This is a genomic window from Halomonas caseinilytica, assembly GCF_001662305.1.
GTDB classification, from domain to species: Bacteria; Pseudomonadota; Gammaproteobacteria; order Pseudomonadales; family Halomonadaceae; genus Halomonas; species Halomonas caseinilytica.
The window spans coordinates 22,427-39,844 of the sequence record NZ_BDEP01000014.1; the positions used below are offsets into that span (position 1 = coordinate 22,427).

General features: G+C 64.5%; 17 protein-coding genes. 13 read left to right on the plus strand and 4 right to left on the minus strand.

The window, feature by feature from the left end; all coding sequences use genetic code 11:
• Positions 1–97 precede the first annotated feature (97 nt).
• From A9O65_RS07805 to A9O65_RS07825, 5 genes are all read left to right on the plus strand, one after another.
• Positions 98–1,162, plus strand: coding sequence for a TRAP transporter substrate-binding protein (locus A9O65_RS07805; RefSeq protein ID WP_425292858.1), 1,065 nt, complete (start codon positions 98–100; stop codon positions 1,160–1,162).
• 212 nt (positions 1,163–1,374) lie between these two features.
• Positions 1,375–2,205: a bifunctional hydroxymethylpyrimidine kinase/phosphomethylpyrimidine kinase gene (gene thiD, locus A9O65_RS07810; protein WP_064701806.1), complete on the plus strand. Its 831-nt coding sequence runs from the start codon at positions 1,375–1,377 to the stop codon at positions 2,203–2,205.
• A gap of 72 nt (positions 2,206–2,277) precedes the next feature.
• A complete protein-coding gene (locus A9O65_RS07815) occupies positions 2,278–3,123 on the plus strand; it encodes a universal stress protein (RefSeq protein WP_064699823.1) in 846 nt (281 codons plus the stop codon).
• Positions 3,124–3,223: 100 nt separating this feature from the next.
• Complete coding sequence (gene dtd, locus A9O65_RS07820) at positions 3,224–3,664, plus strand: D-aminoacyl-tRNA deacylase (protein ID WP_064701807.1); 441 nt, start codon at positions 3,224–3,226, stop codon at positions 3,662–3,664.
• A gap of 303 nt (positions 3,665–3,967) precedes the next feature.
• Positions 3,968–5,332 carry a uracil-xanthine permease family protein gene (locus A9O65_RS07825; RefSeq protein ID WP_367888821.1) on the plus strand — a complete coding sequence of 455 codons (1,365 nt, stop codon included), beginning with the start codon at positions 3,968–3,970 and terminating at the stop codon, positions 5,330–5,332.
• Between the two features lie 21 nt (positions 5,333–5,353).
• Here the strand turns inward: A9O65_RS07825 and A9O65_RS07830 are convergent, their stop codons facing one another.
• Positions 5,354–7,297 carry an ATP-binding cassette domain-containing protein gene (locus A9O65_RS07830; RefSeq protein WP_064701809.1) on the minus strand — a complete coding sequence of 648 codons (1,944 nt, stop codon included), beginning with the start codon at positions 7,295–7,297 and terminating at the stop codon, positions 5,354–5,356.
• Between the two features lie 55 nt (positions 7,298–7,352).
• On the opposite strand from A9O65_RS07830, the gene A9O65_RS07835 reads away from it, so the two are divergent.
• The 6 genes from A9O65_RS07835 to bamJ all read left to right on the plus strand — a co-directional run bounded on the left by A9O65_RS07835 (position 7,353) and on the right by bamJ (position 12,618).
• Positions 7,353–7,883 (plus strand): TIGR02444 family protein, encoded by a 531-nt coding sequence (locus A9O65_RS07835; RefSeq protein ID WP_064699827.1) that lies wholly within the window; start codon positions 7,353–7,355, stop codon positions 7,881–7,883.
• Between the two features lie 102 nt (positions 7,884–7,985).
• Entirely contained in the window at positions 7,986–9,029 is a 1,044-nt protein-coding gene (locus A9O65_RS07840; protein WP_064699828.1) for a TRAP transporter substrate-binding protein, read from the plus strand.
• Positions 9,030–9,373: 344 nt separating this feature from the next.
• Positions 9,374–9,952 (plus strand): TRAP transporter small permease, encoded by a 579-nt coding sequence (locus tag A9O65_RS07845; RefSeq protein ID WP_064699829.1) that lies wholly within the window; start codon positions 9,374–9,376, stop codon positions 9,950–9,952.
• A gap of 30 nt (positions 9,953–9,982) precedes the next feature.
• Complete coding sequence (locus tag A9O65_RS07850; RefSeq protein WP_064699830.1) at positions 9,983–11,266, plus strand: TRAP transporter large permease; 1,284 nt, start codon at positions 9,983–9,985, stop codon at positions 11,264–11,266.
• A 34-nt stretch (positions 11,267–11,300) separates the two neighbouring features.
• Positions 11,301–11,744 (plus strand): universal stress protein, encoded by a 444-nt coding sequence (locus A9O65_RS07855; protein ID WP_064699831.1) that lies wholly within the window; start codon positions 11,301–11,303, stop codon positions 11,742–11,744.
• Positions 11,745–11,868: 124 nt separating this feature from the next.
• Positions 11,869–12,618: a BamJ family beta-barrel-assembly machinery protein gene (gene bamJ, locus A9O65_RS07860; protein ID WP_064701810.1), complete on the plus strand. Its 750-nt coding sequence runs from the start codon at positions 11,869–11,871 to the stop codon at positions 12,616–12,618.
• Positions 12,619–12,693: 75 nt separating this feature from the next.
• Here bamJ and A9O65_RS07865 read toward each other — a convergent pair whose 3' ends face one another.
• The gene (locus A9O65_RS07865) at positions 12,694–13,293 is read right to left on the minus strand and encodes an SCO family protein (protein ID WP_082920142.1); all 600 of its coding nucleotides are present in this window, start codon (positions 13,291–13,293) and stop codon (positions 12,694–12,696) included.
• Positions 13,294–13,469: 176 nt separating this feature from the next.
• Between A9O65_RS07865 and A9O65_RS07870 the strand changes: the two genes are divergently transcribed.
• Positions 13,470–14,384 carry an AEC family transporter gene (locus A9O65_RS07870; protein WP_064701811.1) on the plus strand — a complete coding sequence of 305 codons (915 nt, stop codon included), beginning with the start codon at positions 13,470–13,472 and terminating at the stop codon, positions 14,382–14,384.
• 255 nt (positions 14,385–14,639) lie between these two features.
• Here A9O65_RS07870 and A9O65_RS07875 read toward each other — a convergent pair whose 3' ends face one another.
• The gene (locus tag A9O65_RS07875; RefSeq protein ID WP_082920143.1) at positions 14,640–15,524 is read right to left on the minus strand and encodes a LysR substrate-binding domain-containing protein; all 885 of its coding nucleotides are present in this window, start codon (positions 15,522–15,524) and stop codon (positions 14,640–14,642) included.
• 92 nt (positions 15,525–15,616) lie between these two features.
• On the opposite strand from A9O65_RS07875, the gene A9O65_RS07880 reads away from it, so the two are divergent.
• Positions 15,617–16,744, plus strand: coding sequence for a DMT family transporter (locus A9O65_RS07880; RefSeq protein ID WP_254783112.1), 1,128 nt, complete (start codon positions 15,617–15,619; stop codon positions 16,742–16,744).
• Here the strand turns inward: A9O65_RS07880 and trmB are convergent.
• On the minus strand, positions 16,668–17,399 hold the full coding sequence (trmB, locus tag A9O65_RS07885; protein WP_064701813.1) for a tRNA (guanosine(46)-N7)-methyltransferase TrmB: 732 nt from the start codon (positions 17,397–17,399) through the stop codon (positions 16,668–16,670). The two genes, A9O65_RS07880 and trmB, sit on opposite strands and share 77 nt — an antisense overlap.
• Between the last annotated feature and the right edge of the window lie 19 nt (positions 17,400–17,418).

Consider the following 17,418-nt stretch of genomic DNA (forward strand, 5'->3'; position numbering starts at 1 on the left):
GTCACCTGCCTCCCCAAGGCCCGCCTCATCGGGTCTCTCCGCACGACCAACAACATCAATAAGGGGAGCGATGCATATGCAATCGAAAGCACTCGTCATGGCCATGGCCGGCGTCGGCCTGACCCTGGCTGCCGGCAGTGCCCAGGCCCAGGACACCTTCGAGTGGAAGCTGGTGACCTCCTGGCCGAAGAACTTTCCCGGCGTCGGCCAGGGGCCGGAGCGTCTGGCCAAGCTGGTCGAGGAAATGTCCGACGGACGACTGCAGATCGAGGTCTTCGGCGCCGGTCAGCTGGTGCCCGGTTTCGAGGTCTTCGACGCCGTCTCCGAAGGCACCGCGGAAATGGGGCACTCCGCCTCCTATTACTGGAAGGGCAAGGCACCGGCCGCCCAGTTCTTCGCCGCCGTCCCCTTCGGCATGAATGCCCAGGAGATGAACGCCTGGTTGCACTATGGCGGCGGCCTGGAACTGTGGAACGAACTGTATGATGACTTCGGCGTCGACGTCATGGCCGCCGGCGCCTCCGGCGTGCAGATGGGCGGCTGGTACAACAAGGAAATCAACTCGGTCGACGACCTGGACGGCCTGAAAATGCGCATGCCAGGGCTCGGCGGCGAGGTCATGAACCGCATGGGCGTGGCCATCGTCAACATGCCCGGCGGCGAGATCTTCACCTCGTTGCAATCCGGTGCCATCGACGCCACCGAATGGATCGGCCCCTACAACGATCTGGCCTTCGGCCTGCACCAGGCCGCCGACTATTACTATTATCCGGGCTGGCACGAGCCGACGGTGATGTTCGAGGCCATCGTCAACGAAGAGGCCATGGCCTCGCTGCCGGCGGACCTGCAAGCCATCCTGCGCACCGCGGTGCGCGACGTGAACCAGGACGTGCTCGACGAGTACACGGCGCGCAACAACGACGCCCTGCAGACACTGATCAACGAGCATGACGTCGAACTGCGTCGCCTGCCGGACGACGTCCTGGCCAAGGCCAAGGAGATCTCTGCCGATGTGGTCGCCGAACTGGCCGAGTCCAGCGACATGGCGAGCAAGATCTACGACTCCTACAGCGCCTTCCAGGACAAGGTGGAGAGTTATCACGCCATCTCCGAACAGGCCTACTACAACGCCCGCAATCCCGACGGCGACACCACCCAGTAGCTGCCGGCCATCACGCTTCCACGGGCCACCTCCGGGTGGCCCGTCGCGTTGCCGCCATGGCCGGCACCCGGAGCGCAAGAACCGGCACCTATGCGGTACAGGTGAGGGCACCGCGGCCGCGATTTGCCCACACAGACATTTGTGCAGCGCTTGCCTTGCAGTATGCTGGACGCCGCCTCCGGCGATCTCAGAACAGCACGGACAACACGACCATGCCAGCCTCGAATGCCATTCCCCACACCCTGACCATCGCCGGCTCCGATCCTTCCGGCGGTGCCGGCCTGCAGGGCGATATCAAGACCCTTTCTGCCCTGGGCACCTACGCCACCAACGTCATCACTGCCGTGATTGCCCAGAACACCCAAGGGGTGGCCCGGGTGCACCCGGTTTCCGCCGCGGCGATCGGCGAACAGCTCGACAACCTGCTTGACGATGTACGCATCGACGCCGTGAAGATCGGCATGGTGGCCAGCCGCGAGGTCGCCGAGACGATCGGTGAGGCCCTGACCCGCCACCGTCCACGCTGGATCGTGCTCGACCCGGTGATGGTCGCCAAGAGCGGCGACATTCTGGTGGACAACGCCGGTATCGGCGCGGTGCGCGATATCCTGGTGCCACTGGCCGACGTGATCACCCCGAACCTGCCGGAAGCCGCCGTGCTGCTCGACACCCAGGCCCCCAGCAACCCCGATGCCATGGAAGCCATGATCCCCGGCCTACAGGCGCTATCGGCCCCCTATGTATTGCTCAAGGGTGGCCACCTGCCGGGCGAAGCATGCCCCGACCTGCTGGCCACGCCCACCGACAGTGCCTGGCTGCCGGCCCCACGCATCGATACCGACAACCTGCACGGCACCGGCTGCGCCCTGTCTTCCGCCATCGCCGCGCACCTCGCACATCTGTCGGCGGACGCCGGCCACACCGAGATCGTCGCCGCCATCGGCGAGGCCAAGCAGTGGCTGCATCGTGCCCTGGACGCCAGCCAACGGCTCGCCGTGGGGCACGGGCGGGGCCCGGTGCATCACTTCCACGCCTGGTGGTGATCCCCACCACTTGCGCGGGACGCCGGGGCCACCCATCCTGAAGGTCTCTCCCGGCATCAAGAGGGCTGTGCCATGACCCGCACCCTGCTGTTCGCCTGCGACCTCTCCGCCGAAAACCGTGCCGCCTTCGCCCGGGCCATTCGCCTGGCTGGTGAGAGCGGCGCGCGTCTCGACATCGTCCATGTACTCGATCCCTACCTGCCGAGGCGGGTATTGCACGATCTCGAGGAAGCCGTGGTGACGGACATCGGGGCCACCCTCACCGATATCCGCGAGGACTATGCCCTGGCCGAGCCGGCCAGCCTGATCCAGACCGTGGCCGGCGAGCCCTATACCGAGATCATTCGCGAGGCCCACGAGCGCGAGGCGGACATGATCATCCTCGGTGCCCACCGCAAGCGCGGCCAGCCCGACCTAGTGCACGGCACCACCCTAGCTCGGGTACTGCGCAGTGCCCCCTGTCCGGTGCTTTCCGTCAGCCAGCCGGCCAACCGCGACTGGAACGACATTCTGGTCCCGGTGGATTTCTCGTTGACCTCGCGACATACCCTGCGCGAGACCCTGAAGCGCTTTCCCGAAGGACGCCTTACGCTGCTGCACGCCTGGAACATTCCTGGCGAACGGGAGCTCGGGTCCGATACCGGCTACGCACGCTGGCGTGACCGCGAGGTCGAACGGCTTAGGTCTCATCTGGAGCAGGAAACCGAACAACTGATGGCCGAGCTCGACGACGTGCCGGAACTCAGCCTCGAGCTGCAACAGGGCGATCCGCTGGAAGTGCTGATGACACAGTTGCGACGCCAGTCGCCGGATCTGCTGGCGCTGGGCAGCCGCGGCCAACTGGGCCGTCACAGCCAGATCACCGAGCGCCTGCTGGCCGAACCCCATTGCGATATCATGCTGTGCCGGCCCTGGTGACACCGCCAGCGCTGGAAGCCTGACGCCGCCAACCCGGTGGGTCGTGGAACCGAGGCATGCTACGCTCCCGGGCGATCACCTCGTTGCCCGGAGTTCGCCCATGAAAGCCTTGATCCAGCGCGTCACCCAGGCCAGCGTCAGCGTCGACGATGAGTGCGTCGGTGCCATCGAGCATGGCCTGCTGGCCTTGATCGGTGTGGAGCGGGAAGACAACGAGACCAAGGCCGAGCGCCTCTTGCACAAGCTGCTGCACTATCGCGTCTTCGCCGACGAGTCGGGGCGCATGAACCACGATCTCCGCCAGGCCGATGGCGGCCTGCTGCTGATCTCGCAATTCACCCTCGCCGCCGACACCCGCAAGGGGCTGCGTCCAGGCTTTTCCAGCGCCGCACCGCCCGACGAGGGCGAGCGTCTCTTTCATTACCTCGTCGAACGGGCTCACAGCACCTGGCCCCGGGTGGCCACCGGCCGCTTCGGCGCCAATATGCAGGTATCCCTGGTCAATGATGGCCCCGTGACCTTCTTGCTAGAGAGTCACTGACCCTACCGCCCCACCACCATTCTCCACCGCATGGCGCCACCGGATCGAGGCCACTCGTTGGCCCGTTCTGGTGGACCTTCCGCCACGCTGTCAGCCCGAACTCCACCCGCCATGGCCGCGTCGAACAGGGCGCTTTACCCGGCACCGCCCCCTCCCATAGTTGTACACGAAATTTATGGAAATATATTACACAAAGTGGACAATGGGCTCAGGATAAACTGTGTACAATAACAAGTGGTGATTGTCTCCATGCCAGATTCCGGCCACAGCACTTCCGTCTTCGAATTCCGCGGGCGCCCTCCCGTGACACGCGCTCTACCTCTGTCCCTCCAGCACATCCTGGCCATGATCATGGGCACGGTCACCGTCCCCATCATCGTCGCCGGTACCGTGGGAGCGACCCTCGAGGACAAGATGCTGCTGATCCAGATCTCGTTGCTCGCTTCCGGGGTCTCGACGTTACTGCAGCTCTACGGCATCCGGCGTTTCGGCGCCCGTCTGCCCACCATCTTCGGCGTCGGCTTTGCCTATGTGCCGACCCTGACGGCGGTCGGCGCCCAGTACGGTCTGGAAGGCATCCTCGGCGCTCAGGTCATCGGCGGGGGCGCCATGATCCTCGTGGGGCTCTTCATTCATCGAATCCGCCACTTTTTCCCACCGGTCGTCGCCGGCACAGTGGTACTGGTGATCGGTCTGTCGCTCTATGACATCGCCGTCAACTACATGGCAGGCGGCATCGGGCAACCCGGCTTCGGCGAGCCACGCCAGTGGCTGGTGGCACTCCTCACCCTGGTGGTGGTGGTCGTCGTCTCGCAGTTTGCCCGTAGCTTTCTCAAGCTCTCGGCGATCATCTGCGGCATCCTGGTGGGCTATGTCCTGGCGCTAGCGCTAGGCATGGTGGACTTTGATCCCGTCCGCGAGGCCAACTGGTTCAGTGCCCCGGCGCTGCTGCCCTTCGACCTGGCCTTCCATCCGGCAGCCATCCTGTCCATGGTGATCATCTGCGTGATCAACTCGGTGCAGACCATCGGCGACCTTTCGGCCACTACCGTGGGGGGCATGGATCGCGAGCTGGACCGCAAGGAACTCGCCGGCGGGCTGCTCGGCAATGGCTTGTGCACTGCCGTGGGCTCGGTGTTCGGCGCGCTGCCGACCGCCTCGTTCAGCCAGAATGTCGGCATCGTGGCAATGACCAAAGTCGTCAGCCGCACGGTACTGGCCCTCGCAGCCGTCTTCATCCTGCTGGCCGGCCTGATGCCCAAGTTCGGCGCCCTGATGACCACCATTCCCTATCCGGTGCTGGGCGGGGCCACCATTACCGTCTTCGGCATGATCACCATGACCGGCATCCAGCTTTTGATCCGCGACGAGCTGTCGTCGCGCAACATCACCATCGTCAGCCTGGCGCTGGCCCTGAGCCTGGGCATCTACGCCGCCCCGGACGCCATCGCCGGCCTGCCGGAGATGGTGCAACTGGTGCTGGGCGGCTCGCCTATCGTGGTGGCGGCCCTGGTCTCGATCACCCTGAATCTGATCCTGCCACGCCGCAGCCTCGACGATGAGCGCCGCGAGCGGGAAGCCATCGCCGAGCAGATGCGTGACAAGCCCGGCCGGCGCAGCAGTGCCACCGCTTCCCACCGGAAGGCCGGTCGCGCCTCCTCTCTCTGAAGCCCTTGCATCACCGCGCGGTCAGGAGGCCTGCAGTTCGGCCTCCAGCCGCTCCAGCGCTTCCTCGGCGGCCAGCCACCGCTGTTCGAGCTCCTCGAGTTGCGAGGCCAGCTCACCCCGCCGCGCCAACTGGGCATTCAGTTCGTCCTTGCGCGCGTCATCGGTGTACAGGTCGGCGTCGGCGAGGGCCGCTTCGACCTCTTCCAGCGAAGCCTGTGTCTTTTCCATGTCACGCTCCGCCCGGTCGCGATCGCGCTTGAGTGGCCGCAGCTTGTCACGCAGCTCGGCAGCCGCTCGACGCGAGGCCTTGCGATCCTCCCTAGGCGTCGCGTCGTCGACCTGGCGTTCGGCCTTCTCGGCACGCGCCTCGCGTCGCTGTTCTTCCAGACGCGACTTGAGCCAGGCACGGTAATCCTCCAGGTCGCCGTCGAAGGGCGTCACCCGGTGGTCCGCCACTCGCCAGAACTCATCCACCGTGGCACGCAGCAGGTGGCGGTCGTGAGACACCACGATTACCGCGCCTTCGAAACTGGCCAGGGCCTCGGTCAAGGCCTCACGCATCTCCAGGTCGAGATGGTTGGTCGGTTCGTCCAGCAATAGCAGGTTGGGACGCTGCCAGGCGACCAGGGCCAGCGCCAGCCTTGCCTTCTCGCCTCCCGAGAAGCGTGACACCTCCTCGAAGACGTCATCGCCATGGAAGCCGAATCCCCCCAGGAAGCGACGAATCTCCGCCTCGGGGGCCGTGGGCGAAAGTCGCTGCACGTGGAGGAAAGGCGACGCCAACAGATCCAACCCCTCGAGCTGGTGCTGCGCGAAGTAGCCGATGGCCAGATGCTCGCCTTCAACCCGATGGCCCGCCAGTAGCGGCAGCTCGGTCGTCAGCGACTTGATCAGGGTCGACTTGCCTGCGCCGTTGGGGCCCAGCAGGCCAATCCGCTGTCCCGGCTGCAATGCCAGGTTCACGGCCTCGAGCTGCCGCTTCTCGCCGGCTTCATCGCGATACCCCAGGGTAGCGTCGTCCAGCACGAGCAGAGGATGCGAGACCTTGTCTGCGGCGGGAATGCGGAAATGAAAGGGTGAGTCAGCATGCGCCACCGCGATGTCGCCCATGCGTTCGAGCATCTTCAAGCGGCTCTGGGCCTGCCGTGCCTTGGTGGCCTTGTAGCGGAAACGCGCCACGAAACGCTCGATCTCTTCCTTGCGCGCCTGTTGCTTGGCAGCCTCCGCCTGCTGCAAGGCCAGCTTCTCGGCCCGGGTCCGCTCGAAGGTGGTGTAGTTGCCTCGATAGAGCACCAGGGAGCGCTGCTCGAAATGCACGATGTGATCGCACACCGCATCGAGGAAATCGCGATCGTGAGAGATCAGCAGCAAGGTGCCGGGATAGCGGGACAGCCATTGCTCGAGCCACAGCAAGGCATCCAGATCCAGGTGGTTGGTCGGCTCGTCGAGCAGCAGGACATCGGACGGCGTGAACAGGGTTCGTGCCAGGTTGACACGCATGCGCCAGCCCCCGGAGAACGACGCCAGCGGGCGATCCAGGTCAGCCTGACCGAAGCCCAGGCCGACCAGCAACTGAGCCGCACGGGCCGGCGCACTGTAGCCATCCAGTGATTCGATGGCCCCGTGCAACTCGGCCTCGCGGTGTGCGTCTCCGCGTGCCTGCGCTTCGTGCAAGGCCGCTTCGGTCTCGCGCAGGGCGCGGTCACCATCGAGCACATAGTCGAGGATGCTGCGATCGAGCGCTTCCACCTCCTGAGCCATGTACGCGATGCGTTGACCGCCACTCATCTCCAGTTCGCCGCGATCCGGCGATAGCTCGCCCAGCAGCAGCCCGAACAGGCTCGACTTGCCCGCGCCATTGGCACCGACGATGCCCACCTTGTAGCCGGCGTGCAGGGTCAGGTCGGCCGCGTCGAGCAGGCTCTGGGGGCCGCGTTGCAGGGATACTTGGCGCAGTGCGATCATGCGGACTCCACTCGTCTGCGTGAGATCACCGCCCGGAGGCGGCCACCTTGTCGTGATGAACGACGATTCTACCGAATTATCCACGCGCTTGCGGTCACGTCTCGCCGGCGATTCGCTCTGGGACTTCGCCCTTGCGCTCTATGCCCGCGACGGCATCGAGCCGGCCTGTCTGACCTTGCAGGATGAAGCCGGAATCGATGTCGCCGAGCTGTTATGGCATTGCTGGCTGTATCAGCATGGCCTGCGTGCCGACGATACGCCCTCGGACGTGAGGCAATGGCAACGCACGGTTACCACGCCCCTGCGAGACCTGCGCCGAGAGCTCAAGCCGGCCGCTCGTGAACGGTCGGGCGTGGCCACGGTTCGTCAGCACATCAAGCAAGCCGAGCTGGACGCCGAACGCGAGTGTCTGCTACGCCTGGAAGCCCATAGCCGCAGTGGTTCCGTCCCCCTTTCCGAGCTTCCCCGGCCATGTCCAACTCTCGAAAAAGTTCTGCCATTCGGCCCTCAACTTCAGAAAAAATCACATCTTTTGGCCTTGGGGACGCTACAAAGCCAGCTTGACCCCCTATACCCCCCACGCTAGCCTGAAATTACCTGCGTAAACGGCGAGCAAACGACAACTTCGATTTTGCGCCGGTCGATGAATCATTGATTTCCCGGCAAAACCTGCAGAGGAACCATAAGAATGAAGGCACACAAGTTGCTGACTACTGCGAGCATCGGCGCTCTGATGCTCGGCATGTCCACCGCCGCCTATTCCGACAACTGGCGTTATGCTCACGAGGAATACGAAGGCGACGTCCAGGATGTCTTCGCTCAGGCTTTCAAGGGTTATGTCGAAGATAATTCCGACCACACCGTACAGGTCTATCGCTTCGGCGAGCTGGGTGAGTCCGATGACATCATGGAGCAGACCCAGAACGGCATCCTGCAGTTCGTGAACCAGTCGCCCGGCTTCACCGGTTCGCTGATCCCCTCGGCGCAAATCTTCTTCATTCCCTATCTGATGCCAACGGACATGGACACCGTCCTGGAGTTCTTCGACGAGAGCAAGGCCATCAACGAGATGTTCCCGAAGCTCTACGCCGAGCACGGGCTGGAACTGCTCAAAATGTATCCGGAAGGCGAAATGGTGGTGACCGCCGACGAGCCGATCACCTCGCCTGAGGACTTCGACAACAAGAAGATCCGTACCATGACCAACCCGCTGCTGGCCGAGACCTACAGCGCCTTCGGTGCCACGCCGACGCCGCTGCCCTGGGGCGAGGTCTACGGTGGCCTGCAGACCGGCATCATCGACGGCCAGGAAAACCCGATCTTCTGGATCGAGTCCGGCGGCCTCTACGAAGTCTCGCCGCACCTGACCTTCACCAGCCATGGCTGGTTCACCACCGCGATGATGGCCAACCAGGACTTCTACGAAGGGCTTTCCGAGGAAGACCAGCAACTGGTACAGGATGCTGCCGATGCGGCCTACGACCATACCATCGAGCACATCAAGGGCCTGTCCGAGGAATCCCTCGAGAAGATCAAGGAAGCGTCCGATGAGGTTACCGTCACGCGTCTGGACGATGAACAGATCCAGGCCTTCAAGGAGCGCGCTCCCCAGGTCGAGGAGAAGTTCATCGAGATGACCGGCGAGCAAGGCCAGGAGCTGCTCGACCAGTTCAAGGCCGACCTCAAGGCCGTGCAACAGGATGAAGGCGGAGAAAGCCAGGACGAAGGCTGATCACGCACTTCACCCGCATCCACCGGGGGCAGCCAGGCTGCCCCCGATTTGTTTACGCGGCCCCGAAGGGTACATGCCAATATCACCCGCCAGACCGTAACGATGTCCGACGCGCCTCTCGCCACGCCACCCGAGCTTGGCATACCCGCCGCTCGAGGAGCGCGCGACAGGGAAGCTCCAGGACAAGACGCGGGTACAGGCGCATGGACGAGCACGGTGATCGGCAGGCACTCTCTCAGCGTTCATCCAACGTTGACCTGTGGCACACCGTGCCGCATCGCCAGCGGTTACGCTGCTGAACGGGGCCCCATAATTTCGCCATGTCTGCTGAAGGGAGCGCGGCCATGACCGACGAAGAATCCGAAAAGCACTATCACTCAGGCCTGCCTGGCATACTGGGCACCATTGATACTCTTATCAGCAAGCTTGAAGCGATCATTCTCGCCATCGGCGTGCTGCTGATGGCCACCAACACCATCGCCAATGTCATCGGGCGCTTCGTGCTCGGCGAGAGCCTGTTCTTCACCGGCGAGGTCAACCGCATCCTGATCATCATGATCACCTTCGCGGGCATCGGCTACGCGGCGCGCCATGGCCGCCACATCCGCATGTCGGCGATCTACGATGCCTTGCCGGTAGGTGGTCGTCGCGCCCTGATGGTCCTGATCTCGCTGTTCACCTCCCTGGTGATGTTCTTCCTGATGTACTACTCGCTGCTCTACATCCTCGACCTGTATGACAAGGGACGTATCCTGCCGGCACTCGGCTTTCCGATCTTCATCATCTATGTCTGGGTGCCCCTGGGCTTTCTGATCACCGGCATCCAATACCTTTTCACGGCCATCAAGAACCTGACGTCGCGCGATGTCTACCTGTCGACCTCGGTGGTCGACGGTTACAAGGATACGGAAACGGAAGTCTGACGCAGGGCAATTCGCCCGGGGGAATGCAAGATGACGACAATAATGGTTGCGACCATGATCGGCCTGCTGTTGCTGGGCTTTCCCATGATGATTCCGCTGGCGACGGCAGCGATCATCGGGTTTTTCATGATGTTCGGCGGATTGGGCCAGATGGAGACCCTGATCCAGCAACTGATGGCCGGCATACGACCGGCATCGCTGATCGCAGTGCCCATGTTCATTCTCGCCGCGGATATCATGACGCGCGGTCAGTCGGCCAATCGACTGATCAATATGGTGATGGCCTTCATCGGCCACATAAAGGGCGGTCTCGCCGTCAGTACGGCAGCGTCCTGCACGCTGTTCGGGGCCGTCTCCGGCTCCACCCAGGCCACCGTGGTCGCGGTGGGCTCCCCGTTACGTCCACGTATGCTCAAGGCCGGCTACTCGGACTCCTTCAGCCTGGCGCTGATCATCAACTCCAGTGACATCGCCTTCCTGATCCCGCCCAGCATCGGCATGATCATCTACGGGATCATCTCCGGCACTTCCATCGGTGAGCTGTTCATCGCCGGAATCGGCCCGGGCCTGATGATCCTGGCCATGTTCGCTACCTACTGCGTGATCTATGCCATCGTCCGTGGCGTGCCCACCGAGCCCAAGGCGAGCTGGGGAGAACGTTTCTCGGCCGTACGCCTGGCACTGTGGCCGCTGGGCTTCCCGGTGATCATCATCGGCGGCATCTATGGGGGCATCTTCAGTCCTACCGAAGCCGCGGCTGCCTGCGTGCTCTATGCCATCCTGCTGGAGTTCGTGGTCTTCCGCTCGCTGAAGATCAACGATATCTACACCATCGCCAAGTCCACCGGCCTGATTACCGCCGTGGTCTTCATTCTGGTGGCGGTCGGCAACAGCTTCTCGTGGATCATCTCCTTCGCCCAGATTCCCCAGGCCATTCTCGAGGCCGTGGGCATCAACGAAGCGGGGCCGACCGGGGTGCTGATCGCCATCTGCATCGCCTTCTTCGTCGCCTGCATGTTCGTCGACCCCATCGTGGTGATCCTGGTGCTGACACCGGTCTTCGCACCGGCCATCGAGGCCACCGGCCTCGACCCGGTGCTCGTCGGTATCCTGATCACACTGCAGGTGGCCATCGGCTCGGCGACGCCGCCCTTCGGTTGCGATATCTTCACCGCCATCGCCATCTTCAAGCGTCCTTATCTGGACGTGATCAAGGGCACGCCTCCCTTCATCTTCATGCTGGTACTGGCGGCCGCGTTGCTGATCCTGTTCCCGCAGATCGCCCTGTTCCTGCGCGACCTCGCCTTCAGGTAAGCGGCTCTACACGGACACAAGGAGTAAGGTGACGATGTTCAATCGGATCATGGTGCCGGTCGACGGCTCCAAGGGCGCCGTCAAGGCGCTGGAAAAGGGCGTGGGTCTGCAGCGATTGACCGGCGCCGAACTCTACATCCTGTGCGTGTTCAAGCATCACAGCCTGCTCGAAGCCTCGCTGTCGATGGTCCGCCCCGAGAAGCTGGATATTCCGGACGATGCTCTCAAGGACTACGCCACGGAGATCGCCGTCCAGGCCAAGACACGCGCCGCCGAGATGGGCGTGCCGGTGGACAAGATACGCGCCTTCGTCAAGGGCGGGCGCCCCTCGCGTACCATCGTGCGCTTCGCCCGCAAGCGAGAGTGCGACCTGATCGTGATCGGCGCCCAGGGCACCAACGGTGACAAGAGCCTGCTGCTGGGGAGTGTCGCCCAGCGTGTGGCAGGCTCCGCGCACTGTCCCGTCATGGTCGTCTGACGGCTTTCCGACGGGGGCCGGAAGCGGCATCCGGCGCATGCGTGCGGAACCTCTCCGGCCCTGTTAGAGTCCCATGGGTTCCATACACTCATGGCGCCAAGGCGCCGGACCACAAGGCTTTTTCATGAAGACACTGCTGACTTCCGCTTCACTGGCGGCCCTGTTGACCGCCGCTCCCTTGGCACTGGCCGCGCCCGAGTCCGACCAGGAACGTCTGGGCTACAGCCTCGGGGTGACCCTGGGTCAGAGCATCCAGCAAGATGTTTCCGATCTCGATATCGATGCGTTCACCCAGGCCATCCGCGACGTCTACACCGGCGACGAGCTGGCCATGACCGATCAGGAAATGGCCGATACCCTGGCCCAGTTCCAGCAACAGGCCCAGGAAAAGCGTGCCGCCGAAGCTGAGAAGCGCGCCGAGGCCAATCAGGCCGAAGGTGAAGCCTATCTCGAGGAGAACGCGGAAAAGGACGGTGTCACGGTCACCGATTCGGGCCTGCAGTATCGTGAGCTGGAATCCGGCGACGGCGCCACGCCGAGTGCCGAGGACACCGTCAAGGTCAACTATGAAGGCAAGCTGATCGATGGCACCGTCTTCGACAGCTCCTACGAGCGCGGCGAGCCGGTCAGCTTCCGAGTCGGCCAGGTCATCGATGGCTGGCAGGAAGCCCTGCAGCTGATGAGCGTGGGCGACACCTGGGAGATCGCGATTCCCGCCGACCTGGCCTACGGTGCCCGCGGTCAGGGCCCGATCGGCCCCAACGAGACGCTGATCTTCAAGGTTGAGCTGCTCGACGTCACTCCCGCCGAAGCAGCGGAAGACGCCAACGGCGAACAGAGCGGCGACACCGAAAGCGCCAGCGACGCCGAGTGATCCCTCGCACTCAACGCCTTTCGCACGGCCGGCTCCTATGAGCCGGTCGTCATCGTTCAGGGCCGACGATGCCGTTCACATGGCGTCGAGCACATCGTTCAACGCTGCCTTGAGCGGGCCCGGCGTCGGTGAGTGGAGAACACGCCGGCGAATCTCGCCATGCCGGTCCACCAGATAGAGCGAGGCGGTGTGATCGACGGTGTAGTCCATAGCCGACTCCGGCGCCTCGACCTTGCGCCACACGACTCCATACCGCTCGGCGATCTCCTCTACCTGCTCGATGCTGCCGGTCGCACCGATGAAGTCCTCGCCGAAGGAAGCGAGGTATTCCTCGAGCCGCGACAGGGTATCGCGCTCGGGATCGACGGAGATCATCACCGGCACTACCTGCTCTCGGCGCGGGTCGGATAGCTGCTGGCGTACCTGGCGGACCACCGCCAGGCTCATGGGGCAGACATCCGGACACCAGGTATAGCCGAAGAAGACCACCGCAAGCTGGTCCTCATCCAGTTGGGAGAGCGCAAACTCGTCTCGCGTCGACGGCAGCGAGATAGGGCCGCCTTCCAGCTCCGCCTCGCTGCCCTTACCGCTCCACCACTGATGAGCCAGCAGGCCGAATAACACCGACAGCGCAATGGCACCTGCCGCCAGATACCGCCAACGCCGTGTCATCATGGCCGCTCCTCGTCTGCTCGACGCCACCCGGCGTCATGATCGGTCTCCGGTCCGCACATGACAGTGAAGTCACGCCGCCGATGATGGCAAGATAGCTGTCTGGACGGCGCGAATCCAAGCCATCCCGACGAAATCCGGGACGCTCCATCGCGTGACGGACCCAATGAGGAGGTGTCATGGAAGGCGTGGCGGGAGCCCTCGGGCCCCTCTTTCTGTTGATCCTGCTGGGCGCGTTGCTCGGCCGCCTCGACCAGCCGGGCGGCGATTTCTGGCCACGGATGGAGCGGCTGATCTATTTTCTGCTGTTCCCCGCCATGCTGGTCTCGACCCTGGCAGGTGCCGATATCCAGCAAGTCCCGGTGGGACGCCTGGCCCTGGCCCTGCTCGGTGCGATGGGCATGCTGGGGGGCGCGCTCTGGGCCGCGAACCATCGGCTGGGTCTGGCGGCCCCGGCCTTCACATCGGTGTTCCAGGGCTCGCTGCGTTTCAATACCTATGTCGGCGTGGCAGGTGCCGCGGCGCTGCATGGCGAGGCCGGTGCCACTGTCGCAGCAGTGGCCGTGGCCTTGATGGTACCGGTCGTGAACGTCCTGTGTGTCGCCAGTTTCATCGCCGCCGGCACACTCGGTACCGCCGGCATGCGCGCCAGCCTGGCCGCCCTGGCACGCAATCCCTTGATCCTGGCGTGCCTGCTGGGCATCGCCCTGAACCTCAGTGGTATCGGCCTGCCCGGCTGGAGCGCCCCCGCAACGGAGCTGCTCGGTCGGGCCGCCCTGCCGCTCGGCCTGGTGGCGGTAGGCGTCGCTCTGCGGCCACGAGCCCTGCTGCGCCTCGATCTCGGTGTCTGGGCGGCCAACCTGGCCAAGTTGATCCTGATGCCGGCCCTGGTTCTCGGTTTCGCCCTGTTGCTCCGGCTGGATCCGGTGAGTCGCGATATTGCGCTGCTGTTCGCCGCCTTGCCCACCGCCACTTCCGCTTACATCCTGGCTCGTCAGCTCGGTGGCGATGCCGAGTTGATGGCCGCGCTGATCACCGGCCAGACCCTGATCGCCATGGCCTCGCTCCCCTTTTGGCTACGCTTGGTCGGCTGATAGGGCCCGTCCCCGAAACGTAATAAAAAAAATTCTCGTTTGCGTTGACAGATCAAATGAGAATGATTTACTCTACAAACATGGCGTTGATGAGGCGCCATGCCGGGGCAAGGTTCCTGCCAGTTTCTTGCCCAGGTTTCTCCTCCTCATTGCTAGTCACGGTCTTTTGCCGCCCCGCCCAGGGCGGCTTTCTTTTGTTGGTTCGTCTCGTGGCGTTGGTTTGTCTCTCGGCTGCGCGTCGCTCGCCTCGCACCATCATTCCCGCTGACCAAGCTGCCGTTTGACCAGTTCGCCCAGCGCCTCGACTGCCGGCCAGGACGCAGCGGAAACCTGCCGCCCATAGTGCAGTTGCGCCTCACAGCCACGCAGCACCGGCAACCCCTCCGCCGCACCAAGCTCTCGCATGGCCGGCGTCAATCGGTCACGCTCGAGAATGCTCACCGCCAACCCCGACTCCACCGCCGTTTCCACCGCGTGGATGCTGGTGCTGGTGAAGACGGCGTGCCAGGGGCGATCCATCGCGCTCAATGCCTCGACTCCCAACTGCCGATAGGGGCAGTCCTCGGGGTGAAGCGCCAGTGGCAACGGTTGCTCCGGCGTCAGGACGAGTTCTCGCGCCCCGGCCCAGACTGGCGTGGAGCGCCACAACGGCTCGCCACCACTGAGCCGGTGAGGACGGTCGAGCGCCACGATCATCGATAGCTCTCCCCGCTCCAGGCGACGTGCCAGCTCGCCGCTGGGCGCCGTCACCGCTTCCAGCACCACATCCGGATGCCGTGCCAGAAAGTCTGGCAACAGACGCCCCACCAGGCGACTGGCGTAGTCTTCCGGCATGCCGAAACGTACGCGGCCGCTCAACCCTCGCCCACTGATCCTGGCCACCAGGCCATCGTGTCGACGCAACAGTTCCCGCGCCTCGCCCAGCAAGGCCTCGCCGCTGGGCGTCGGGCTCACCCCTCGCGCCCCCCGTATCAGCAAGGTGGTATCCAGCCGCGCCTCCAGGCGCTTGATCTGCATGCTCAGTGCGCTGACGGTGCGATGACGCTGCTCGGCCGCCGCGGCCAGCGTACCCAAGCGCACGACCGCCACGAAGCTGCGCAGCGCCTCGAGATCCAGCGAGTCCGAAATGCCTTCAGCCATATTGAATGCTCGGTCCAATAAGTTTCGATTCACGAAACACTCTAGACCAGTCAACCTGTGCGGACCAATCCACCCCCAGGACCGGAGGTATCATGACGGGCACCGTGCATCGACTGCGACACATCACGCTCTCATCGCTTTCCCCCGCCCTGGGAGGCCTGATCGTGGCGGTCGGTTTCGTGGTGTGCTGGAGCAGTGGTTTCGTGGGCAGCCGGCTGGCCGTTGCCATCGATACGCCAGTCCTGGCGCTCTATGCCTGGCGCTTCGCCCTGGCCACGCTGCTGGCGGGCGGCTGGTGGTGGTGGCGTTGCCGGCAACGTCACCAGCCCCGCTTGAACCCTCGGGCGCTGGCGCACGAAGCGTTGATCGGCAGCCTGACCGTGGGAGGCTATCTGCTGACCATGCTGCTGGCCGTCAAGGCAGGCGTCAGTGCAGAAGTGGCGGCATTGATCGGCGCTCTCCAACCACTGGCGGCCATCACCCTGGCCAGCGGCTGGCTCGGCGAACGCACCCGCCCCCTTCAGTGGCTGGGCATGACGGTGGCGACCCTGGGAGCCGCCCTGAGCGTGCTGGACGACCTGCAAGGCGTCGGCGGCGCTCCGCTCTGGGCGTATGGTCTGCCACTGCTGGCCGTGGCCTGCGTGACACTGGGCAGCGCCCTCACGACACGGCAACCCGCGACGCTGCCTCTGGAGGCTCGCCTGACGGCACAACTGATGGCCGCCACCGGCGTCTTCTTCCTCGCGGCCCTTGGCACGGGAGGCTCCCTGGCACCGCCGACGCCGAGCCCCGACACCCTGACGGCTCTGGTCTGGCTGATCGTGCTGGCCACCTTCGGCGGTTACGGCTTCTTCGTGGAGAGCCTGCGGCGTTTCGGCGTGGGGCACAGTGCCGGCCTGGTCGCGCTGACCCCGGCGGCGACACTCGCCTGGACGGCGCTGATGTTCGGTGAGCTCCCCGGCACCATGGGCGCCATCGGCATGCTGCTTGGACTCGTCGGCGCCGGCAGCGCCCTATATGCCGGCCGCCATCAGGGACGCGGCGCCGGCGGCCATGGCGGTACGGCGAGCCCGGCCGGCCGTCGGAGCGAACGTCCCGCCATTCGGCCCGCCGCCCCGGCGTCGACCCTCGACCGGAATGGGGTCAGTCGTCGTCACGACGGTGAATCAGATCCCAGACACCATGTCCCAGACGCTCCCCGCGGGCCTCGAACTTGGTGAGCGGCCGGAAGGCAGGGCGCGGCACATAAGGCGCGGTGTCCGCATCGGCAGTATTGGCATAGCCCGGCGCCTCCGCCATCACCTCGGCCATCCACTCGGCGTAGGCTTCCCAGTCGGTGGCCATGTGCAGGGTACCGCCCGGCTTGAGGCGAGTGCGTACCAGTTCGACGAAAGCCGGCTGAACGATGCGCCGCTTGTGGTGCTTCTTCTTCGGCCAGGGATCGGGGAAGAACAGCTGCACGGTGTCCAGGCTGGCCTCGGGCAGGCAGCGCTCAAGCACCGCCAGGGCATCCTCGCGGTAGACCCGCAGGTTGGTGAGGCCACGCTTGTCGACCTCGTCGAGCAACTTGCCGACACCTGGCGCGTGCACCTCGATGCCGATGAAGTCGGTGTCGGGGTGCGACTCGGCCTGTTCGATCAGCGACGCCCCCATGCCGAAACCGATCTCCAGCACGCGAGGCGCCTGGCGCCCGAACAGGACATCCAGATCCTGACGCCCCGCATCGAGCGTCACCCCCAGACGCGGCCAGACCTCATCGAGGCCCCGGGTCTGGGCGGTGGTCATGCGTCCGGCGCGCAACACATAACTCTTGATGCCGCGGCGATGCCGCGGTGCGTCTGGACGTTCGGGGCCGGTGGTATCGGGTTCGTTCATGCGTGGTTCACTATTGGGT